The organism is Aminobacter sp. NyZ550, assembly GCF_025628925.2.
In the GTDB taxonomy this organism is placed as follows: Bacteria; Pseudomonadota; Alphaproteobacteria; order Rhizobiales; family Rhizobiaceae; genus Aminobacter; species Aminobacter ciceronei.
The window spans coordinates 1,249,527-1,269,726 of sequence record NZ_CP114190.1; the positions used below are offsets into that span (position 1 = coordinate 1,249,527).

The following is a 20,200-nucleotide window of genomic DNA, read 5'->3' on the forward strand; positions in this document are numbered from 1 at the left end:
AGATCGTTGGATTGAGAGCCGCCGTCGACTCTTGACGCGGCAGATTGTTCGCGTATGCAGCAAAATCTTGATTCTTCCGACTTTTTGTGTTAGAGCTAGCCTAACATGCCGATGACACAACGTCGATTTATGGCGCATAGCCTAATTCACTGAAAGGTGACAACCCTAATCCGGACCAGAGTAATCTGGGCCCGGCGGTCGCAACGTTTTGCGGTTTGCCGGTCCAGGCTCTTCCGATTGGGGGTCGAATGTCGTGCGGCAGAAGGTCGCGTTTTGCGACCGTCCCGATCAACCGGCCTCGGCGGGCCGGTGTCACAAGAAGGAGTTCAGGGCGTATGGCAACTTCCATCCCGCAGAAGAAATCCGCAGCACGTCACGGTTTCAAGACTGGCGAGTACATTGTCTACCCGGCGCACGGCGTCGGCCAGATCGTATCGATCGACGAGCAGGAAGTGGCGGGACACAAGCTCGAGCTGTTCGTAATCGATTTCCAGAAAGACAAGATGCGCCTCAAGGTGCCGGTCGCCAAGGCAACGTCCATCGGCATGCGCAAGCTGTCGGAGACCGACTATGTCGAGCGTGCGTTGAAGGTCGTGCAGGGCCGCGCCCGCGTCAAGCGCACCATGTGGTCGCGCCGCGCCCAGGAATATGATGCGAAGATCAATTCCGGTGATCTGATCTCGATCGCCGAGGTCGTGCGCGACCTCTATCGCGCCGACAACCAGCCGGAGCAGTCCTACTCCGAGCGCCAGCTCTATGAAGCAGCGCTCGACCGCATGGCGCGCGAACTGGCAGCGGTCAACCGCCTGTCGGAGACCGAGGCTGTCCGTCTCATCGAGACCAACCTCAACAAGGGTCCGAAGCGCGGCACAAAGGCCGACAACGAAGAAGCCGACGCCGAGCAGGAAGAAGCTGCCTGATAGGGCTTGTAAGTTCCGCTATGAAAAACCCGGCCATTGGCCGGGTTCAGACTGCTGACAAACCCCGTCGAATTTCGGCGGGGTTTTGTTTTGTGGGTTGATTGAGCTTTTGGATTGATGTCGGGGGGCAGATGCCAAGGCCGTTGCGAGCCGGCTTTGGCCTCATGCGAGGCTTGGTTTTGGCTTTGGCCAGAGGCTGATTGCGATCTTTTTCATGTTCTGGGCGGCGGCTGCGATCAGGCACTGGCAGGCGACGCGTGTTCGCCCTCGGAAGCGGGCATAGCGATGGCCGAAGAGCTGCTTGGCATCGGCGAAGGATCGCTCGACCGTCTCCTTGCGGCGTCGATAGATCGCCTTGCCCCATGCGGTTAAGCGGTTGGCATCGACCCGCTCGCGGACATCCTGCCAGACATGGCGCGTGATGGTGCGCTCGGCCTTGGCGTTTGATGTGCAAGACGCCAGCAGCGGACAGTTGCGGCAGATCGTCGGGTCGCTCCTGTAGTGGCGATAACCGCCGCGATCGGTGGTGGCGTAAGTGAGCAACTGGCCCTGCGGGCAACGATAGCCGTCAAGGTCCGGCTCATGGACGAAAGCGCCCTTCCTCATCTTGCCAGGCTTTGGCCGGGTCGGGTTGCGATAGCCGACGACACCGTGGATGTTCCTGTCCTCCAGGCCCTTGGCGATGCCTGGCGTGGCATAGCCGGCATCCAGCCCCGCCGCCGTGACGTCGAAGCCGAAACGCTCCACCTGGCGGTCGAGCCGGTCGAGATAGACGATCGAGTCATGCACGTTGGCCGGCGTGGCAAACGTGTCGGTGATGATGCCGAAGCCGCCATCCACCGTGCGGTGATCGAGATAAAAGAAGCCCTTCGGCTTGCCCTCGCGCACCATATAGCCAGCCTCAGGATCGGTGCGCGAGACCTTCGTCTCTTTCACCGCAGGCTGCCGCTCCTGCTCCTTCAGCGCCTTCTGGCCGTGCAACGCCCGTTCGGCATCGATCGCCCGGTCGAGCTCGCCCCAGTAGTCGGCACGCGACTTGGCGACCATGGCAAGGTCGTACTTGCCCTTGTTGGCATTGGCCTTCAGGTGCGTGCTGTCGGTGTAGAGCACCGTGCCGTCGACCAAGCCTGCCCCGATCGCCTGCTCGACAATGCGGTCGAAGATCGCCTGCGCGATCGTCTCGTCCTGGTAGCGCCGGCGTCGGTTCTGCGACAATGTCGAGGCGTCGAACACCTTGTCCGTCAGCTTCAGCCGCAGGAACCACCGGTAGGCGACATTGACCTCGATCTCTCGCACCAATTGCCGCTCCGAGCGCACCCCGAACAGGTAGCCGATGAACAGCGCCTTGAACATCAAGGTCGGATCAAGTGGCGGGCGACCATTGTCGGCGCAGTAAAGCGGCGCTGTCAGATCGTGGATGAACGAGAAATCGATAACACCATCGATCTTGCGCAGAAGGTGATCAACTGGAACCAGTTGATCGAGCGTGACGATCTCAAGTGCGGTTTGTTCAGGGCCGGCTCGCTTCAACATCACCCACTGAATCACAAACCCCCAACTCTCGCCAGGGGTTTGTCAGCAGTCTGAACGCGCCGGCATGCCGGCGCGTTTTTTGTTTGTCTGCCGAGAGGCAGCGCGTCTCAGCAGACAATGGTGCGTTGCGCGGCCAATCGGCTGACAGTCACTTCTGGAAAATATCCTAGAGGCTCTGGCTGGATGAGATGCCGCCGCTTCTGGACCGTCACCGCGGTTGCCGTGACCCTGCGGCCGACGGGACAGGCCAGAAGGTGGCCCTGCTGGCCGAGCAGTTCGGCGTGAAAGCCGCTACTGAGCCGACCGGTTTTGCTGTATCCAACGCCAATCATCGCAACAGGAGAGGCAGCATATGGGCACCGCACTTCTTGTCATCGACGTGCAGAATGCGATCCTGAGGGGCAAAGGCACCTCGGAGCGGCGGCCACTGCTCGAGGCTGCGCTCGACGATACCATTGGCAGGCTGCGTGATCTCCAGGACAGAGCGCGTTCTGCGGGCGTGCCGGTCATAGTCATCCAGCATGACGGCGCTGCGGGCCACCGCCTGGCAGTTGGCACGGAAGGTTGGGAAGTTCGGCCGGAGCTGGCCCCGCGGGCCGGTGACCTTCTCGTTCGCAAGAAGAGCTCGGACTCGTTTCACGAGACCGAGCTCGGCGCCCGCCTTGGGGAGCTTGGTATCTCGCATCTTGTCGTCGGCGGCTGCATGACCCAGTTCTGCGTCGACACGACTGTGCGTCGGGCCGTGTCGCTCGGTTACGACGTCACGCTCGTCGCCGACTGCCATACGACCGCCGACTCGGCCCATCTCACCCATGTCGACATCATCGCCCACCACAACGAAACGCTCGACGGTTTTGGTGCCGGCGATGCCGTGGTCGATGTCCGCCCGGCCGTGGCAATCTCGTTCCGACCACTGCCTGGGGCGGCAGCGAGATCTAGCCTTCGCCGCCCTTGCCGTGGTCGTGCTGATGCGTCATCGTCGCGATGAACCGTTTGGTGCGCTCGTGCCTGGGATTGCCGAACACCTCGTTGGCAGGGCCCTTTTCAACCACCGAGCCCGCTTCCAGGAACAGCACCTCATGGGCAATCTTCGACGCCAGGCGCAGATCGTGCGTGGCGATCACCATCGTCGTGCCCTCGCGCGCCAGCTGGCCGAGCACGTCGACCACTTCCTGCGCGAGTTCCGGGTCGAGTGCCGAGGTCGGCTCATCGCACAACAGCACCTTGGGCGACGGCGCCAGCGCGCGTGCGATGGCCACGCGCTGCTGCTGACCGCCGGATAAGGTCGCGGGCCAGGCGTCGAGCTTGTGCGCCATGCCGACCTTGTCGAGCAGCGTCATGGCCCGCTCGCGTGCCTTCGCATCTGGCCATTTCAGTACCGTCACCAGCCCTTCCATGACGTTCTCGATCGCCGTGCGATGCGGAAACAACTGGAAGTTCTGGAACACCATGCCTGTCTGGCGGCGCAACTGCTGGATTGCCTTGGTGGCGACGCGGTGGCCGGGGCGGAATACGAGCGTGTCGTCGCCGATGCGCACAGTGCCGGAGGTCGGAATTTCCAGCAGGTTGATGCAGCGCAGCAGCGTGCTCTTGCCGCCGCCGGAAGGCCCGACGAGAGCGGTGACGCTGCCCTCGCGGATCTCGACCGAAACATCCTTGAGCACGACATTGTCGCCGAATTGTTTGACGATGTGGGACAGTCCGATCATGACCGTGCCTCCAGGAAGCCGCCGTAACGGTTGAGCCGCTTCTCGAGCCTGACCTGAAGCGACGACAGCACCGAGCTCATTGCGAGATAGAGTATGGCCGCCTCGACATAGAGGATCAGCGGTTCATAAGTGGTGGCGACGATGCGCTGGGCTGCCTGGAACATCTCCGGCACGGTGATGGCGGCAGCCAGCGAGGTGTCCTTGACCAGCGAGATGAAGGTGTTGGACAGCGGTGGCACGGCGACGCGGGCTGCCTGCGGCAGGACTGTGCGACGCATCGCCTGCGACCATGTCATGCCGATAGAGTAAGCCGCTTCCCACTGCCCCTTGGCCACCGAGCTGATAGCGGCACGAATGATCTCGGAGGAATACGCGCCGACATTGAGGGTGAAGCCGATCAGTGCCGCCGGAAAGGCGTCGAGCACGATGCCGATGCTGGGCAGGCCGTAGAAGATCAGGAACAGCTGCACCAGAAGCGGCGTGCCGCGGATGATCCAGACGTAGAAGCGGACGATGCCAGAAAGCCAGGTAGGCCCGAACAGGCGGGCAAGGGCTGCGCCCAGCCCCACGGTCAGGCCGAAGGCGAAAGAGAGAAGCGTCAGCGGGGCTGTGAAAACGAGCGCGGCCCACAACAGTGGGCCGAGCGAGTCCAGCATCAATTGAAGCCAGTGTGGCAAGATGAATGCTCCCTCTCCACAACAAACAAGCCCGGAAAATCGCAGATTTTCCGGGCAAGTTCATGGGAAAAAATGAGAGGTGGAAAATGAGCGCCTTACAGGCGGCCGCCACGCCGGGCGCCGCCTGAAGGGCAATGCTGTTACTGCGAGACGTCGGCGCCGAAATAGGTCTCGGAAATCTTCTTGTAGGTGCCGTCGGCCTTGATCTCCGCCAGCGCCTTGTTGATCGCCTCGACCAGCTCGGGCTCACCCTTACGCACGATCACGCCGGAGAAGTCGGCCTTGGCCTCTTCGGCGACGATCTTCACGTCGGCGTCCGGCTTGTGCTTCTTGAAGTCGAGGAACGATAGCGAGTCGTTGATGGTGGCGTCGGCGCGGCCGTTCAGCACCAGCTGGATCGACTGGTCGAAGCCATCGGTGCCGACGAGCTCGGCGCCATTGGCCTCGGCGATCTTGCCGAAATTGCTGGTCAGCGACTGGGCCGACTTTTTGCCCTTGAGGTCGGCGAAGCCCTTGATGTCCTCATTCTTGCCGCTGACGATCAGCACTGCCTTCGAGGCGATGTAGGGATCGGAGAAGTCGTACTTGGCCTTGCGCGCCTCCGTGATGCCGACCTGGTTGATGACGGCGTCATAGCGCTTGGCGTCGATGCCGGCGATCAGGCCGTCCCACTTGCCTTCGAGAAACTCTGCCTTGACGCCGAGGCGCTTGGCGATTTCCTTGCCGATCTCGACGTCGAAGCCGACGAGCGCTCCCGATGCGTCGTGATAGGTAAAGGGCGCGTAGGTGCCCTCGGTGCCGATCTTGAATACGCCGGCTGCCTTGATCTCATTGAGATTTTCACCGGCATGGCCGGCGGCGACGGCTGCGAGCTGGATCGTTGCGGCAACGGCCAGCGACTTAAACCACTTCATTTTGTGTGATCCCGATTTTGTGCCCGGCTCGCTGGCCGGGAAAGTTGTGATTGGCGGCAATCTGTCAGAAGCCAGCTCTCGACATAAGGAATGAAATTTCAAAATTGACGCAATACTGGAATGCGAATCTACGCAACTGAAGGCCGCCAGCCGCCCCGGAACATTCGACGATACGGCGCGTTAATGGCGCTGCGGGGCAGCGCGGCAATTGCGGTGCGCGTCTGGCTGCTCTCAGGACAAGGGGCGCAAGATGTATATGGATCGGGCAGGCCTGTCTGGCGAGCAGATGATGCTGAGGGCGGCGTCGCGCGCGCCCTATCTGGAGCGCGGCGAAGAGCTCGAGCTGGCGATCCGCTGGAAAGAGCGGCACGATCAGGATGCGCTCAACTGCATCACCACCGCCCATATGCGCCTCGTCATCGCCATGGCGGTCAAGTTCCGGCGCTACGGGCTGCCGATGGGCGACCTCATCCAGGAAGGCCATGTCGGGCTGCTTGAAGCGGCGGCACGCTTCGACCCTGAGCGTGAGGTCCGCTTCTCGACCTATGCGACCTGGTGGATTCGCGCCTCGATGCAGGACTATATCCTGCGCAACTGGTCGATCGTCCGTGGCGGCACGAGTTCGGCGCAGAAGTCGCTGTTCTTCAACCTGCGGCGCATGCGCGCCCGGCTCGCCCAGGGCGGCGACCCGCTCGGCGGCACCGCAGCCTATCAGGAGATTTCGGTAGCCCTTGGCGTGTCGGAAGCCGACGTCGCGCTGATGGACATGCGGTTGTCGGTGCCCGACACCTCGCTCAATGCGCCGCTCAGCGACGATGGCGATTCGGGCGAACGGATGGATCTGCTGGTCTCGGACGATCCCTTGCCGGACGAGCTGGTCGGCGAGGCGATCGACATCGAGCGCCGCTCGGGATGGCTGCATGACGCGCTCACCGTGCTCAATGCGAGGGAACTGCAGATCATCGAAGAACGTCGGCTGACGGAGGAAGGTGCTACGCTGGAAGAGCTCGGCACCTCGCTCGGCATCTCGAAGGAGCGGGTTCGCCAGATCGAGACCCGCGCCATGGAAAAGCTGAAATCAGCGCTGGAGCGGAGGAACCCGGCGTTCCAGGTCGCCTGAGCGCTGATCTCCTGGACCTGCATCGTGCTTGCCGAACGTCCCGATTTCCGGGCCGATGCGCTACCGGTCGGTGACGATCTTGACCTTGTCGCCGGCGGAGACCGAGGCGCCGGGCGCCAGCGCATTCAGAACCCTGAACAGGTCGAGCTTGCGGTCGACGCCGACCATGCTGGCGGCGAGCGAGCCCATGTTCTGGCCGGGCTGGACGGTGACGACGCGGATGCGCAACGGCTTCAGACCAGCCTTCTCCGCTGCCGTCATGACCCGGAAGCTGGAGCTGACCGAACGGGCGATCTGGTCCAGCGCGGTGCTGGCCGTCGGAGCGGCCGTCAGCAGGCGATAGACCTGCGCGCCATTGCGGATCACGACGATATCGAACTGCCAGCCTTCGGCGCTGGCGCGGGCGAAGGCCGCCTCGTTGCCGTTGATCGTATCGGCGCGCACGCTCGACGGGTCGAGGCCTGCGACCCAGCCGCTCTTGACGTAGTCGGTCAGTGGCAGCTTGGCGTCGATCGCCACGCCATCGAAGCGGATAGCCGTATTGTCAGGTCCGGTCGCTGTGACGGCGGCTGCCGTGTTGTCGATGACAAAGCCTTGCGGCACGGCAAACGAGATGCCGAGCTTGGGGTGCATGAAGGTGGTGCCGCGCACATAACCTTCGTCGGGCGTATCGCCGAACAGCAGGCCGTCGATGCCGGCGAGGAAGGAATCGCGATCGCGGCGGCCGATGCCGGGCGCGCCGAACTGGCGGGCGTGGCGCTGGGCAAGGTCGATGCGCTGCGGCGCGTTGGGGTGGCTCGCCAGGAAGTCGAGGCTGGCGTCGGTGGCGCCGCTGACCGCGCGCAGGTCGGAGTAGGCGGCCATCGACTGCAGGAAGCGTCCTGCGGCAAACGGATCGTAGCCGGCCTGGCCGCTCATCTTGATGCCGATGCCGTCGGCTTCCAGCTCCTGATTGCGCGAGAACTGGGCGAGCCGGAGCTTGCCGCGGATCAGCGCTGCCTTGGCGGTCGGGCTTTCGCCGAGCACGTCGGTGACGACCTTGGTCGCCAACACTTCCTCGGCTTCCTTCTGCTGACGCTGGATGCCGTGGTTGGCAGTGACGTGGCCCATCTCGTGCGAGATGACGGCGGCAAGCTCGGCCGAATCATTGGCCAGCGCCAGCAGGCCGCGCGTCACGTAGAGATAGCCGCCGGGCAGCGCAAAGGCATTGACGTTGGGCGAGTTCAGGATGGTGATGCGGTAGGTCTGGTTCGGGTTGCTCGACACGGTGGTCAAGCTGCCGACAACCTTGGCGACCATGCGCTCAAGCTTGGGATCCGAATACTCGCCGCCATAGGTCGCCAGAATGCGCGGATGCTGCGCCTTGGCGATCTCGGCGAGCTTGTCGTTGCGGGTGACGTTGTCGACGGTGACAGGATTGTTGGACGGCTGGAAGCCTGACTCGCGGACATCGGAGGGGTTGAGTATCTGGCAACCCGAGACAAGCGCCGACAGCGCGACGGCAACCATCAGGCGCGCATAGCGGGGCGTTCTCGTCTCGATCAACATGTCGCGGCAGGTGGGCAGAGCTCGCGTCCTTTCGAAGTCTTCAGGCGGCAGGCAAAACAGAAGCGGGCCCGACCAGATGGACGTAGCCACAGACGACTCGCCGACACAATAAGGCCGATACCGCCAATGTGGCGATTTGGCTGTAAATTATGTCCGCTTCCGGGCAACCCGGCGTGATCGCATCATCACCGTTCACCGCCGATATAGTGTCTGAACGCTTCAGGTCCAGCATTGGTGAAGAAATCCGCAGTCTTTCCAGCCGCCGCGACAGTGCCAGCTTCGACGAAAACCATGTTTTTGGCCAGTTTTCGGGCATCTTCGGGCTGGTGTGTCACGAAAAGCACGGTCATGCCGCGTTCTGCATGAAGGCTCGCCACGAGATCCAGCATATCCTCGCGCAATGCTGGTCCAAGCGAGGCAAAGGGTTCATCCAGCAGGAGAATCGGCCGGTCGCGGACAAGGACGCGCGCCAGCGCCACGCGCTGGCGTTCGCCGCCCGACAGTTCGCGGGGCAGGCGCTTCTCCATGCCGGCGAGGCCGACGCGTGTCAGTGCGGTTGCCACGTCCCGCCTGTCGGCAGTGTCCAGGCGCAGCGCAGGCGAGCGACCGAGCCCGACATTCTTCTCGACGTCGAGGTGGGCAAAGAGGTTGTTTTCCTGGAAAACCATCGACACCGGCCGCTCGGATGGCGGTGCGATCGTCACGTCGACGTCGCCGATCAACACGCGGCCTTCGCGCGGTATCTCAAAGCCGGCGACGAGGTTGAGCAATGTCGACTTGCCGGCGCCGCTCGGTCCCATGATCGCGGTGATCTCGCCCGGTGCAAAGGTCACGTCGAAGCGCACCATGGTGTCGCTATAGCTGAACACCACATGGTCGAGGCGTACCACGGCACTGGTCGAGGTCATTTCGCAGTCTCCCTGCCGAGGCGGTCGGCGAGCATCGTCAACGCCAGGCACAACAGGCCGAGCATCAATGCAAGTCCCGCCGCGTCATCGGTGCGGTAGCTGCCCATGCGGGCGAGCAAAAGGTAGGGCAAGGTCTGCACCGCGTCGCTGCCGAACAGCGCGATGACACCGAGATCGCCGAGCGACAGCGCCATGGCAAAGGAGAATGCCGTTGCAAGCGGGCGCTTGAGCACCGGCCAGTCGATCAACCGCAGCCTGTTCCAGCCTGAGATGCCGAGCTGGGCGCACAGCCTTTCGTGACGTTCGCTGGCCGCATCATAGGCAGGGCGGACGGCGCGGACGGCAAATGGCATGGCCATAACGGCGTTGACGGTGACGACCATGAATGGCGCCAGCGAAAACACCTCGACCGACTGCCGCACCAGCACGAACCAGCCGGCACCGATGACGATCGGCGGCACCACCAATACGAAGCCGGCGCCGGTGTCGGTGAAGCGTTCGAGCAATGTCTTTTCGCCGCCTGTCCTGCTGCCGGCCAGTGCCCGGCGCGCCATGACGAGGGACAGCGCAAGCATGGTTGCGAGTGTTGCCGACAGCGTCGCAAGCACGATGCTGGTACGTGTCGCACGCTGCACCGCCGCTTCGCCGGCGAGGCGGCCGAGATTGGCCTCAAGCCCGGAGACGATTGTCGCCAGCATCGGCCCACCGACGAAGACGAGCGCCACAACGATGATGGCGGTGTTGAGCGCCTTCTCGCCGGTCTTTGCCTTGATGTAGTTGCGCTGGGCCACCGGCAGGTTGGCGTCGCCGGTCGTGTTGGCACCGAGCCGCATCAGCGCCAGAACCACAACTGCCGTGAGCGCGATCTGCAGCAGGGTCAGGGCGACTGCGCGCGCGGGGTCGAAGTCGAAGCGCAACGCCTGATAGATCGCAACCTCAAGCGTTGTTGCGGCCGGGCCGCCGCCGAGCGTCAGCACGATGGTGAAGGAGGTGATGCACAGCATGAAAACGAGGCCCGCAATGCCGGGCAAGGCTGCTCGGATTGCCGGCCATTCGATCATGCGGAAGCTCGACCGTGCGCCCATGCCGAGCTGGCTCGCCAGCCGCCACTGGTCCGCCGGCACCGTCTGCAGCGCCTCCAGAATCAGCCGCGTCGCCAGCGGCAGGTTGAAGAAGACATGGGCAACGAGAATGCCGGACAGCCCATAGATGCCGGGCCAGGTGCCGCCGGTCAGCGCCGCCAGCGGTTCAGCGAAATAGCCGGCGCGGCCGTAGAGCGACAGGATGCCAAGGGCTGCGACGATCGCCGGCAAGGCGAGGGGAACGGCAAACAGGCGCAGGATCAGCGCGCGGCCGGGAAAGGCGGAATGCCGTGCGAGCGCTCGGGCAACGAAGATCGCCGGCACAACCGACAGCAAGGTCGACAGCAGCGCCTGCCACAGGGTGAAACGGGCAATGCGGAAGAGATAGGAATCGAAGGCGTCGGCAGCACCTTGTGGATTGCGTGCGGCCTCGATGCCAAGACCGGCAAATGCGCCGCCGATCAGGATGCCGATGGCCGCCAGCGCGATGATGCCGGCGGCAATGCGGGGGTCTGTACGGCTCACCGACATGCGGGGCCGCGATTGGCTAGGCGCAGGTGCGGCAGCCGCGATGGGTCGCGCTCTGTCCCACCCCCCTCTGGCCTGCCGGCCATCTCCCCCGCAAGGGGGGAGATCAGCGGCTTGGATGCCCACGCACCACCGGCAACCTCTGGGGTTGGCGAGAGCCATTCCACTACCAATCTCCCCCCTTGCGGGGGAGATGGCCGGCAGGCCAGAAGGGGATGTTCAAGCGCAACCATGGCAGGTCGACAGAGCCTTACTTGCTCATCACGCCGAGCCACTCGTCGACCCATGCCTTGCGGTTGGCAGCCACCTCGTCGGCGCTGAAGATCAGCGTCTTGGTCGGCTTCACCAGCTTGTCGAAGGCAGGGTTGAGCGGCTTGTCGGTCTTGCCGGCGGGCAGCATCCAGTTGGTTTCGGGTACGGCGTCCTGGAAGCCTGGGCTGGTCATGAAGGCCATGAACTTTTCGGCCAGCGGGTTCTTGGCGCCGGTCGTGGTGATGCCGGCGACCTCGATCTGCAGGTAGTGGCCTTCCTCGAAGGACGCCGCCTGGTAACGCTCGGTGTTCTCGGCGACCATGTGGTAGGCTGGCGACGTGGTGTAGGACAGCACCATCGGCGCCTCGCCCTTGGTGAACAGGCCATAGGCCTCGCTCCAGCCCGGGGTGACGGTCAGCACGCGGCCCTTGAGCTTGGCCCAGGCTTCCGGCGCCTTGTCGCCATAGACCGACTTGACCCAGAGCAGCAGGCCGAGGCCCGGCGTCGAGGTGCGCGGATCCTGGATCGCGATCTTTTCTTCCGGATTGCCCTCGACAAGTTCCTTCAGGCTTTTCGGCGGGTCCTTCAGCGTCTCGGTGTCATAGACGACGGCGAAGTAGCCGTAGTCGTAAGGAACGAAGGTGTCGTCCTTCCAGTCACCCGGAACCTTGACGTCGGCGCCGGCGGCACCATGCGGTGCAAACAGGCCGGTGGCCTTGGCTTCGGCTGTCAGATTGGTGTCGAGGCCAAGCACGATGTCGGCCTTGGTCGATGCACCTTCGAGCTTGACGCGGTTGAGCAGTGCTACGCCATCGGCGACCGAGACGAAGTCGACAGTGCAGGCGCAGTCGGCTTCGAAGGCCTTCTTGACCTGCGGGCCGGGGCCCCACTCGGAGGTGAAGCTTTCATAGGTGTAGACGGTAAGCTTGCCTTCGGCAGCGGCAGGGAAAGCAACCGTGGCCAGCGCCAGGGCGGAAGTCATGGACAGGATCAACGAGCGCATCGGCGCCTCCTTCATAGGTGTTGAAAGGGAATTTGAAGCGCCGGGCGTCCGAAGCATCTAATCCCTCCGCCGGTACAAGCCGGATCAGGTTCAGCGGGTTGGCCGGGACGGTTCCCTATGCCTCTCAGCCGGCACGCAATTGCGCGACCGGCACCCCGTTAGAGCGGTTCAACAAATAGGCTCGCGCATCAGGCCACGCAAGCGGTAGTTTGCCGGCCACCGACCGCGTCGCGGCCTTCCGTTTCGGCTGCCGGGCTGGTAATGCGCATGCCATGACCCGGTTCACCATACTTCTCGGCGGCGAGCTTTTCCGCACCCCGCGCCTCGACCGCCAGGTGGCGGGCAGCAGGGTGATTGCGGCAGATGCCGGTATCCGCCATGCCGCCACGCTCGGGCTGATGCCGGAACTGTGGCTCGGCGACTTCGATTCCGTGCCGGTAGATCTCGACCCGCGTTTTGCCGACCTGCCGCGGGCGACCTTTCCGGCCGAAAAGGACAGGACCGACGGTGAACTGGCCATCGATGCCGCGCTTCGGCTCGGCGCGACCTCGCTGGTGCTTGTCGGCGCCTTCGGCGGCGCCCGCGCCGACCACGCCTTCCTTCATTTCGCTCTTGCGCTCAGGCTTGCCGAAGCCGGCATCGAGGTGCTGCTGAGCAGCGGGCGCCAGGAGGCTTTGCCGCTCCTGCCCGGCAGCGCAGGCTTCGACTATGAAGACGGCATGCTGTTTTCGGTGCTCGCCTTCTCCGAGCTGACCGGGCTGTCCGAACAGGGCGCCAAGTGGCCGCTCGACAATGTCGACGTGCCGTTCGGTTCGTCGCTGACCCTTTCCAATGAAGTGCGGGGTCCGTTGCGGATTTCGCTCGGCAGCGGCCGTGCCCTACTCCTCGCTCATCCCTTTCCTGCCTCGGATTTCTGAAACATGGCGCCTCCGCTTCTCAATCTCGACGGCATCCGTCTGACCTTTGGCGGCACGCCGCTGCTCGATGGCGCCGCACTGACGGCCGCTGCCGGCGACAAGATCGCGCTTGTCGGCCGCAACGGCTCGGGCAAGTCGACGCTGCTCAAGATCGCGGCGGGCATGATCGAGCCGCAGGACGGCGTGGTGTTCCGCCAGCCGACGGCAACCATCCGCTACTTGCCGCAGATGCCCGACATGGACGGCTTCGCCTCTGTCCGCGCCTATGTCGAAGCCGGGCTCGGACCTGCTGACGATCCGCATCGCGCCACCTATCTGCTCGACCATCTCGGCCTGACCGGCGAAGAGTCCCCGGCCGACCTGTCGGGCGGCGAAGCGCGTCGCGCAGCCCTTGCCCGCGTCATGGCGCCCGAGCCCGACATCCTGCTGCTCGACGAGCCGACCAACCATCTCGACCTCGCGGTCATCGAATGGCTGGAAGAGGAGCTGATCCGCACCTCCTCGGCGCTGATCCTGATTTCGCACGACCGCCGCTTTCTCGAGCGCGTCAGCCGCAACACCGTCTGGCTCGATCGCGGCCAGACGCGCCGGCTCGACCGCGGCTTTGCCCATTTCGAGGAATGGCGCGACCAGATCCTCGAGGAGGAGGAGCGCGAGCAGCACAAGCTCGGCCGCCAGATCGTGCGCGAGGAGCATTGGCTGCGTTATGGCGTGACGGCGCGGCGCAAGCGCAACATGCGCCGGCTCGGCGAACTGCAGACGATGCGCCAGACGTTCCGCAGCCATCGCGGCGCCGAGGGCGTGGCGACCATGGTTGCCAGCGAGGCGGCAGAATCCGGCAAGCTGATCATCGAGGCCAAGAACATCGACAAGAGCTTTGGCGAGCTTTCAGTCGTCAAGGGTTTCTCGACCCGCATCCAGCGCGGCGATCGCGTCGGTCTCGTCGGCCCCAACGGTGCCGGCAAGACGACCTTGCTCAAGATGCTGACCGGCGAGTTGGAGCCCGATGCCGGCAGCGTGCGGCTTGGCGTCAATCTGGAGATCGCCACCCTCGACCAAAAGCGCGAGGCGGTCGATCCGAACGAAACGCTGTCGAGCTACCTGACCGATGGCCGTGGCGAAAACCTCGTCATCAATGGCGAGCAGCGCCACGTCGTCTCCTACATGAAGGACTTCCTGTTCAAGCCCGAGCAGGCGCGCACGCCGGTGCGCGAACTCTCCGGCGGCGAGCGTGCCCGGCTGATCCTGGCCCGCGTGCTGGCGCGTCCGGCAAACCTTCTGGTGCTCGACGAGCCGACCAACGATCTCGACATGGAGACGCTGGAACTGCTTCAGGAACTGGTCGCCGGTTTCGCCGGCACCGTCATCCTGGTCAGCCACGACCGCGATTTCCTCGACCGCACCGTCACCAGCATCATCGCGCCCGACGGCGAGGGCCGCTGGATCGAATATGCCGGCGGCTACGCCGACATGCTGGCCCAGCGCGGTGGCACCAAGCTCGACGACCGCAAGTCACGCAAGGCAGCCAATGGCCAGGCTTCTGCCGGCCGCAGTGACGTCGAAGCGCCCAAGGCCGCGTCGAAAAAGCTGTCGTTCAAACAGAAGTTCGCGCTCGAAAGCCTGCCCAAGAAGATGGAGGCGGTGACCGCTTCGATCTCGCGGCTGGAAAACCAGATCGCCGATCCGGCCTTCTACGAACGCGACCCCCACGGCTTCCAGAAGACCATTGCCGCGCTCGACAAGGAACGCGCGACGTTGACCGCTCTCGAGGAGGAATGGCTGGAGCTGGAGATGCTGCGCGAGGAATTGGAAGGCTAGCCAGGGGCCCTAGAGGCAGGCTTCGCAGATCGCCGCGATATGGCGATGATCGGTGCCGCAACAGCCGCCAAGAACCTTGATGTGGCCGAAGCCGTCCCGCATCGTCCGATAGCGGCGGGCGAGATCGGCAGGATCGCCGGGATCGAGCTCCGTTGCGGCATCGAGTTCGGCGTGGCTTTTTGTCGATGCGTTTGCCCGCACGCCGCCAATGCGCTGGACCCAGCTGCCGGCGTCCGCCAGCACGCTGTCGAAATGGCTGGGATGGGCGCAGTTGATCATGAAGTAGGCGGGCGCGCCGTCGGTCTCGTCATCGACGATCTCGATCGCTTCCGCCAGGCTTTCGCCCGATGGCAATCGCCCGTCAGTCTCTACCGTAAAGGAAATCACCGATGGCAGGCCCGCTTCCATGGCGGCACAGGCGATGCCGACCGCTTCCTCGGGGTAGTTCATGGTCACGGCGCTGATCATGTCGGCTCCGGCGTCGCGGAACGCGACGACCTGGTCGCGATGATAGTCCGAGGCCTCGACCGGCGTCATCTTCATCTCGGGACGGTAGCCGTCGCCACGTGGGCCGACCACACCGTTGACCGGCACCGTCATGCCGCGGGCAACGTAAGGCGCCCGCAGCGCTTTCGCCTGTGCGACGGCGCGACGATTAATGTCCGAAAGTGCCGTGCGGGAGTAGCCCAGCTTCTCGCCCCAGTCGGGATTGGCCCGCCATGTCGGCGTGTCCAGCACGAAGCTCACCCCGTGTTGCTCGGCGATATCGAGAAAGCGCCTGAAATAGCCGTCGAGCCTGTCGCGGCCGGCCGCATCGAGCAACAGCGGAAACGCCGCGAAACACGGCAGGTCCATCCCGTCCAGGAAGACCAACGTTGTCTCGAGGCCGCCGTCGGTGAGTGCGACGGAAGCGCCGAGATGCGGAAGATCTGTCGTCGCAGCGCACATGATATACCGAAGGCGTTCGGCTTTCCGTCGGCTGGGTCATATCCGTCAGCCTGGACGCGGCCGAACGCGTTCTTCAGCCTAACATCTTACTTCAGGGGTTTCTACTTTAAGCCGCCGGCTGGAATCTCTGGCGTGAGACGACGCGCGAGGACCGAAAGGTACGTCTCGGTCGTCGTGCAAGCGGCGGTCATAGTTGCCCTGCAGGCGCGCCGTTCCAAGGCTACTGACGCGGAGGATGATCATCCGCGCCAGCGAAAGCTCCAGATCAGCCGGCTTCCTTGGCCTGCCAGGCCTTCATCGCGTCTTCGAACACCTTGTCGCCCGGGATGCCCTTTTCGAGCGTGAACAGCGCGCGGCGGCCCGACTTGTAGACGACCGGCACGTCGATCCAGCTCTGGCGACGCAGGAGGTTCAGATTGGCGTCGACCTCGGCCTTGGTGTCGTTGAGCGCAACGAGGAAGAAGCCGTCGGCGATCTTGGCCGGAATGCCGAGCAGCGAATTGCCGGCGTCCTGTTCCGAGCTCTTCATCGCCACGCGCAGGATGTTCTCGATGCCGCCGCCGTCAAAGCCCTGAGGCGTCAGGAAGATCATTTCCAGGATATGGCTCGCCGGCAGCGTCTTGTCGGCGTTGCGGCGGATGGTCATGCGCAACTGGATGTCCTTGCCGGGGATTGTCGCTTCGGCGCGGATGGCAGGCTCGGGCGGCAGGTCGCCGCCGGGCGATTCCTGTACCACCGTCCAGACGACGGAACCCGGCTCAGCCGAGCCTTGGGCGACGTTGGTGCGCTCTTCGTAGAAGATCGCCTTCTGGCCGACGGCCACGGGTGCGTTTTCGCCTGCCGCAGGCGTTGTCGTCGCCGGTGTTCCCTCGGCGGGCGTCGCGGGCGTGGCAGGGGTTGCCGGCGCGGTCTCGGGCGTCGCCGGTGGCGTTGCCGGAGCCGGCTGGGTCAGTGCTGCAACCGAGGTGCCTTCGCCGACGGTGTTGCTGCCGCTGGCCGGACCAGGATCGACCTCCTTGCCATCCGCGGTCATGCGCTGGGTGAACTTGCCGGGCTCGTCGCTTGCCGGCGCTTGTGCTGCCTGGCCGCCATTGGCGGGCGGAGGAGTGGCTGCTTCATTCGTTGGCGGGGGCGTTTCCGCCGCCGTGTCGCTGCCACTGCCGACAAAGGCATCGCGGTTGGACCACAGCGCATAGCCGCCGGCGCCGACCACCACCACGGCAAGTGCCGCTGCGATCAGGCCGCCGCTGATGCGCTTGCGCGGCTTCTGCCGCGTGTTGGCGAATGGATCGCCATTGTTGGCTGCGGCGTCGCCGAAGTTGTTGTCGCCTTCGCCGTCCTGCGCTTCGTCATCGTCGCTTGCCGAGAAGTCGGGTAGGGGCTCGCGCTGCTGCGGCGTGTAGGCCGGAATGGGGTCTGCGGCAGGCGGTGGCGCGACCGGGGTCACCGGGCTGCGTGGCTCCGGTGCAGGTGCTGCCCTGGTATAGGCCGGCTGATCCTTGTTGCGGGCGATCGAGGTAAAGACGTTTTCCAGCTCGGCCAGCGGATCGTCTTCCACAACGGGCGGATGGAATTCCGCCTCGACGATCGCGATCGCGTCCTCGAGCGACTTGGTCTGGCGTTCGGCAACGGCTGCGGGCGGCTGCGGGTTGAGCGCGGCGAGCTTGGCCGCGATGGTGCTGCGGGCCTTGTCATACACCCGCGCGCGCATCGCCGGCGTGGTGTCGCCCATGCCATCCAGCGTCTTTTTCAGAACCGCTACGAAGTCTGCCATTCTCTCGTCGACCTATCTCTTCTTCTGGGCCGCGGCGATTCCGGCGGCAAATCAGCCGCCGGAAAGTTGCCAAAACTAGTCTTCAAACGGATCGGTCACAAGTATCGTGTCATCCCGCTCCGGGCTGGTGGAAAGCATGGCCACCGGGGCGCCGATCAGCTCCTCGATGTAGCGCACATACTTTACCGCCTGGGCCGGCAGGTCGTTCCAGCTGCGGGCGCCCGCGGTGGTGCCCTTCCAGCCTTCCAGCGTCTCGTAGACCGGCTCGACACGCGCCTGGGCGCCCTGGCTCGCCGGCAGGTAGTCGATCAGTTCGCCGTCGAGCATATAGCCGGTGCAGACCTTGATCTCGTCGAGACCGTCGAGCACGTCGAGCTTGGTCAAGGCGATGCCCTTGATGCCGTTGACGGCAACCGCCTGGCGCACCAGCACGGCATCGAACCAGCCGCAGCGGCGCTTGCGGCCGGTGACGACGCCGAATTCGTGGCCGCGGGTGCCGAGGAATTCGCCGACTTCGTTCTGTTGCTCGGTCGGGAAGGGGCCCTCGCCGACGCGGGTGGTGTAGGCCTTGGTGATGCCGAGCACGTAGTGGATCGAGCCCGGGCCCATGCCGGAACCCGCTGCCGCCTGGCCGGCGACTGTGTTCGACGAGGTCACGAACGGATAGGTGCCGTGGTCGATGTCGAGCAGGGTGCCCTGGGCGCCTTCGAACAGGATGCGTTCGCCGGCGCGACGCTTGTCGTCGAGCACCTTCCAGACGCGGTCCATGTAGGGCAGGATCTTGTCGGCGATCGAGGTCAGCTCGGCCATGATGACGTCGTGCGTCACCTCGGGATGGCCAAGCCCGCGGCGCATGGCATTGTGGTGCGTCAGCAAACGGTCGACCTTCTGGGGGAGCGTTTCCAAATCCGCCAAGTCCATCACCCTGACGGCACGGCGGCCCACCTTGTCTTCGTAGGCGGGGCCGATGCCGCGACGGGTCGTGCCAATCTTCGTTCCGGAATTGGAGGCGGCGTCCTCGCGGAAGCCATCCAGCTCACGATGCAGCGACAGGATAAGCGCGGTGTTTTCGGCTATTTTCAGGCGATCGGGGCCGATCTCGACGCCCTGGGCGCGGATTTTCTCGATCTCGGCGACAAAGGCATGCGGGTCGAAGACCACGCCATTGCCGATGATCGACAGCTTGCCCTCGCGCACGACGCCGGATGGCAGCAGCGACAGCTTGTAGACCACACCGTCGACCACCAGCGTATGGCCGGCATTATGCCCGCCCTGGAAACGCACCACCACATCGGCGCGCTCCGACAGCCAGTCGACGATCTTGCCCTTGCCTTCGTCGCCCCACTGGGAACCGACGACCACCACATTGGCCATAATATTTTCCTTCCGACATCGCGGCTGAGGCCGCGAACAGTGCAAAATGACAGGCCTCTATAACGCCAAGCAATTGGATGTGCGACCTTTCTTTGCCGCCTCAGGCACAACAAATTCAGCCTTTGGGCGCATTTACATGCCGACAGCCAGCACCTAGGTCGGCATGGTGCCCCTCGCCAGCGAAAGTCCGGCCGCATGTATCGAAACGCCTATGTCCTGCTGTTGGCGACCACCCTGTTCTGGGGTGGCAATGCGGTGGCGGGCAAGCTTGCCGTGGGCCACGCCTCGCCGATGCTTTTGACCTCGTTGCGCTGGGCGTTCGCCGCCGCATTTCTCGGCGCCGTCGGCTGGTCCAGGCTCCGGGTGGACTGGGCGGTGGCGCGCAGGCAACTCTGGCTGCTTGTCGCCTTGGGCGGGTTAGGCTTCACCGCCTTCAATGCCGCCCTCTACTCCGCGCTCAATTTCACCTCGGCCATCAATGCCAGCATCGAGCAGGCGGGCATGCCCATGGTCATCTTTGCTGCCAACTTCATCCTGTTTCGCATGCGGGTCAGCTGGGGCCAGATTCTGGGCTTCCTGTTGTCGCTGACAGGCATCGCGCTGACCGCCAGCCATGGCGATCTCAGGAGCTTGCTCGCGCTCGACATGAATTTCGGCGATGCGCTGATGCTGATCGCCGTTCTTGTCTACAGTGCCTACACAGTTGCGCTGCGCTTCAAGCCGGACATCCACTGGCTGAGCCTGATGATCGTCATGACATCGGCCGCCTTCGTCACCTCGCTTCCGTTCGTCGCCTGGGAAATCGGCACAGGCCGCGCCATCGCGCCCGATGCGACGGGCTGGGCGATCACCGCCTACATGGTGCTGTTTCCCTCGATCCTGGCGCAGATCTTCTACATCAGGGGTGTCGAACTCATCGGCGCCAATCGTGCGGGCCTGTTCATCAACATGGTGCCGATCTTCGGCACGTTGTTGTCGGTGATGATCATCGGCGAGGACTTCCAGCTCTACCACGCAGTCGCCATCGTGCTGGTGCTTGGCGGCATCTGGCTTGCCGAGCACTCCGGGCGGAAAATGGCGAGCGCCGAGGAGCTTTTGGCTGCCGAAAAACACAGCTCCGATGCCTGAAAAGAAAAAGGCGCGGGGATCGGCCCGCGCCTTTGGTGCCTTGGGAG

At 64.1% G+C, this 20,200-nt stretch carries 16 protein-coding genes, 1 pseudogene and 1 riboswitch; of the genes and pseudogenes, 6 read left to right on the plus strand and 11 right to left on the minus strand.

Features of this window, described 5'->3' with window-relative positions; translation table 11 throughout:
• Nucleotides 1-335 precede the first annotated feature (335 nt).
• The gene (locus N7E70_RS06165; RefSeq protein ID WP_067956717.1) at nucleotides 336-920 is read left to right on the plus strand and encodes a CarD family transcriptional regulator; all 585 of its coding nucleotides are present in this window, start codon (nucleotides 336-338) and stop codon (nucleotides 918-920) included.
• A gap of 162 nt (nucleotides 921-1,082) precedes the next feature.
• On the opposite strand, the gene N7E70_RS06170 is transcribed toward N7E70_RS06165, so the two are convergent.
• A complete protein-coding gene (locus N7E70_RS06170) occupies nucleotides 1,083-2,453 on the minus strand; it encodes an IS1182 family transposase (protein ID WP_192316544.1) in 1,371 nt (456 codons plus the stop codon).
• Between the two features lie 352 nt (nucleotides 2,454-2,805).
• Here N7E70_RS06170 and N7E70_RS06175 point away from each other — a divergent pair, with 352 nt between their 5' ends.
• A complete protein-coding gene (locus tag N7E70_RS06175; protein WP_263005806.1) occupies nucleotides 2,806-3,441 on the plus strand; it encodes a cysteine hydrolase family protein in 636 nt (211 codons plus the stop codon).
• Here the strand turns inward: N7E70_RS06175 and N7E70_RS06180 are convergent.
• The 3 genes from N7E70_RS06180 to N7E70_RS06190 form a co-directional block, all read right to left on the minus strand.
• Nucleotides 3,389-4,162: an amino acid ABC transporter ATP-binding protein gene (locus tag N7E70_RS06180; protein WP_263005807.1), complete on the minus strand. Its 774-nt coding sequence runs from the start codon at nucleotides 4,160-4,162 to the stop codon at nucleotides 3,389-3,391. The genes N7E70_RS06175 and N7E70_RS06180 overlap by 53 nt on opposite strands.
• On the minus strand, nucleotides 4,159-4,839 hold the full coding sequence (locus N7E70_RS06185; protein WP_067956726.1) for an amino acid ABC transporter permease: 681 nt from the start codon (nucleotides 4,837-4,839) through the stop codon (nucleotides 4,159-4,161). The genes N7E70_RS06180 and N7E70_RS06185 overlap by 4 nt, the downstream gene beginning before the upstream one ends.
• A 140-nt stretch (nucleotides 4,840-4,979) precedes the next feature.
• Nucleotides 4,980-5,753, minus strand: a complete 774-nt coding sequence (locus N7E70_RS06190; protein WP_067956728.1) for an amino acid ABC transporter substrate-binding protein — start codon at nucleotides 5,751-5,753, stop codon at nucleotides 4,980-4,982.
• Between the two features lie 250 nt (nucleotides 5,754-6,003).
• On the opposite strand from N7E70_RS06190, the gene N7E70_RS06195 reads away from it, so the two are divergent.
• Nucleotides 6,004-6,873 (plus strand): RNA polymerase factor sigma-32, encoded by an 870-nt coding sequence (locus tag N7E70_RS06195; protein ID WP_263005808.1) that lies wholly within the window; start codon nucleotides 6,004-6,006, stop codon nucleotides 6,871-6,873.
• Nucleotides 6,874-6,933: 60 nt separating this feature from the next.
• Here the strand turns inward: N7E70_RS06195 and N7E70_RS06200 are convergent, their stop codons facing one another.
• The 4 genes and pseudogenes from N7E70_RS06200 to thiB all read right to left on the minus strand — a co-directional run bounded on the left by N7E70_RS06200 (nucleotide 6,934) and on the right by thiB (nucleotide 12,194).
• Entirely contained in the window at nucleotides 6,934-8,382 is a 1,449-nt protein-coding gene (locus N7E70_RS06200; RefSeq protein WP_154386648.1) for a M48 family metalloprotease, read from the minus strand.
• A 186-nt stretch (nucleotides 8,383-8,568) separates the two neighbouring features.
• Nucleotides 8,569-9,329 (minus strand): annotated as a pseudogene (gene thiQ / locus N7E70_RS06205) (thiamine ABC transporter ATP-binding protein).
• Nucleotides 9,326-10,942, minus strand: coding sequence for a thiamine/thiamine pyrophosphate ABC transporter permease (gene thiP, locus N7E70_RS06210; protein WP_263005810.1), 1,617 nt, complete (start codon nucleotides 10,940-10,942; stop codon nucleotides 9,326-9,328). Before thiP ends, thiQ begins: the two are co-directional and overlap by 4 nt.
• 247 nt (nucleotides 10,943-11,189) lie before the next feature.
• Complete coding sequence (gene thiB, locus N7E70_RS06215; protein WP_263005811.1) at nucleotides 11,190-12,194, minus strand: thiamine ABC transporter substrate binding subunit; 1,005 nt, start codon at nucleotides 12,192-12,194, stop codon at nucleotides 11,190-11,192.
• 44 nt (nucleotides 12,195-12,238) lie between these two features.
• Nucleotides 12,239-12,362: riboswitch (TPP riboswitch) on the minus strand.
• Nucleotides 12,363-12,466: 104 nt separating this feature from the next.
• On the opposite strand from thiB, the gene N7E70_RS06220 reads away from it, so the two are divergent.
• Both N7E70_RS06220 and N7E70_RS06225 read left to right on the plus strand, forming a co-directional pair.
• Nucleotides 12,467-13,111, plus strand: a complete 645-nt coding sequence (locus tag N7E70_RS06220; RefSeq protein ID WP_067966047.1) for a thiamine diphosphokinase — start codon at nucleotides 12,467-12,469, stop codon at nucleotides 13,109-13,111.
• Nucleotides 13,112-13,114: 3 nt separating this feature from the next.
• Nucleotides 13,115-14,929, plus strand: coding sequence for an ABC-F family ATP-binding cassette domain-containing protein (locus N7E70_RS06225; RefSeq protein ID WP_263005812.1), 1,815 nt, complete (start codon nucleotides 13,115-13,117; stop codon nucleotides 14,927-14,929).
• A 9-nt stretch (nucleotides 14,930-14,938) separates the two neighbouring features.
• Here N7E70_RS06225 and N7E70_RS06230 read toward each other — a convergent pair whose 3' ends face one another.
• The 3 genes from N7E70_RS06230 to N7E70_RS06240 form a co-directional block, all read right to left on the minus strand.
• The gene (locus tag N7E70_RS06230; RefSeq protein WP_263005813.1) at nucleotides 14,939-15,877 is read right to left on the minus strand and encodes a homocysteine S-methyltransferase family protein; all 939 of its coding nucleotides are present in this window, start codon (nucleotides 15,875-15,877) and stop codon (nucleotides 14,939-14,941) included.
• A 265-nt stretch (nucleotides 15,878-16,142) separates the two neighbouring features.
• The gene (locus N7E70_RS06235) at nucleotides 16,143-17,651 is read right to left on the minus strand and encodes a hypothetical protein (RefSeq protein ID WP_067956745.1); all 1,509 of its coding nucleotides are present in this window, start codon (nucleotides 17,649-17,651) and stop codon (nucleotides 16,143-16,145) included.
• 75 nt (nucleotides 17,652-17,726) lie between these two features.
• On the minus strand, nucleotides 17,727-19,025 hold the full coding sequence (locus tag N7E70_RS06240; RefSeq protein WP_067956749.1) for an adenylosuccinate synthase: 1,299 nt from the start codon (nucleotides 19,023-19,025) through the stop codon (nucleotides 17,727-17,729).
• Between the two features lie 195 nt (nucleotides 19,026-19,220).
• Here N7E70_RS06240 and N7E70_RS06245 point away from each other — a divergent pair, with 195 nt between their 5' ends.
• Nucleotides 19,221-20,153 carry a DMT family transporter gene (locus N7E70_RS06245; protein WP_263005814.1) on the plus strand — a complete coding sequence of 311 codons (933 nt, stop codon included), beginning with the start codon at nucleotides 19,221-19,223 and terminating at the stop codon, nucleotides 20,151-20,153.
• Nucleotides 20,154-20,200: the final 47 nt, after the last annotated feature.

Coding starts and splice junctions, on each gene's coding strand:
- thiB (WP_263005811.1), bottom strand. CDS start 12,194: ATGCGCTCGTTGATCCTGTCCATGACTTCCGCCCTGGCGCTGGCCACG.
- N7E70_RS06190 (WP_067956728.1), bottom strand. CDS start 5,753: ATGAAGTGGTTTAAGTCGCTGGCCGTTGCCGCAACGATCCAGCTCGCA.
- N7E70_RS06165 (WP_067956717.1), top strand. CDS start 336: ATGGCAACTTCCATCCCGCAGAAGAAATCCGCAGCACGTCACGGTTTC.
- N7E70_RS06230 (WP_263005813.1), bottom strand. CDS start 15,877: ATGTGCGCTGCGACGACAGATCTTCCGCATCTCGGCGCTTCCGTCGCA.
- N7E70_RS06240 (WP_067956749.1), bottom strand. CDS start 19,025: ATGGCCAATGTGGTGGTCGTCGGTTCCCAGTGGGGCGACGAAGGCAAG.
- N7E70_RS06195 (WP_263005808.1), top strand. CDS start 6,004: ATGTATATGGATCGGGCAGGCCTGTCTGGCGAGCAGATGATGCTGAGG.
- N7E70_RS06175 (WP_263005806.1), top strand. CDS start 2,806: ATGGGCACCGCACTTCTTGTCATCGACGTGCAGAATGCGATCCTGAGG.
- N7E70_RS06235 (WP_067956745.1), bottom strand. CDS start 17,651: ATGGCAGACTTCGTAGCGGTTCTGAAAAAGACGCTGGATGGCATGGGC.
- thiP (WP_263005810.1), bottom strand. CDS start 10,942: ATGTCGGTGAGCCGTACAGACCCCCGCATTGCCGCCGGCATCATCGCG.
- N7E70_RS06245 (WP_263005814.1), top strand. CDS start 19,221: ATGTATCGAAACGCCTATGTCCTGCTGTTGGCGACCACCCTGTTCTGG.
- N7E70_RS06225 (WP_263005812.1), top strand. CDS start 13,115: ATGGCGCCTCCGCTTCTCAATCTCGACGGCATCCGTCTGACCTTTGGC.
- N7E70_RS06200 (WP_154386648.1), bottom strand. CDS start 8,382: ATGGTTGCCGTCGCGCTGTCGGCGCTTGTCTCGGGTTGCCAGATACTC.
- N7E70_RS06170 (WP_192316544.1), bottom strand. CDS start 2,453: ATGTTGAAGCGAGCCGGCCCTGAACAAACCGCACTTGAGATCGTCACG.
- N7E70_RS06180 (WP_263005807.1), bottom strand. CDS start 4,162: ATGATCGGACTGTCCCACATCGTCAAACAATTCGGCGACAATGTCGTG.
- N7E70_RS06220 (WP_067966047.1), top strand. CDS start 12,467: ATGACCCGGTTCACCATACTTCTCGGCGGCGAGCTTTTCCGCACCCCG.